The sequence below is a fragment of the Enterobacter cloacae complex sp. 6730903 genome, assembly GCF_048283985.1.
GTDB lineage: Bacteria > Pseudomonadota > Gammaproteobacteria > Enterobacterales > Enterobacteriaceae > Enterobacter > Enterobacter hormaechei_C.
Genome location: NZ_JBLVXX010000228.1, coordinates 1 through 273, shown reverse-complemented (window position 1 = coordinate 273; position 273 = coordinate 1). Strand labels below are relative to the sequence as shown.

The following is a 273-nucleotide window of genomic DNA, read 5'->3' as shown; positions in this document are numbered from 1 at the left end:
CGGCGAATCATACTCAGCTAAATAAATAGCAATCATAAATCCAACAGGTACAGCAACTAATAAGCCAATACCACTGACCATGAGCGTGCCCCATAGTAATGGTAATAAACCATAACTACCTTCTGCATTACCTGAAGTACTAAAGCCGGGGTTCCATTCTGTACCAAAGAAAAAGTCGATTGGACTTACAAAATGGAAGAAGTGCATTGCCTCACCAAACATCGACATTACAATGCCGATCGTGGTTAAAATTGCAACGCCAGAACATAAGAT

1 pseudogene is annotated in these 273 nt (G+C 40.7%); it reads right to left on the bottom strand.

Going from position 1 to position 273, the window contains the following annotated elements:
* Positions 1-273: pseudogene (locus ACNQ0W_RS25695) on the bottom strand (hypothetical protein); the annotation flags it as partial.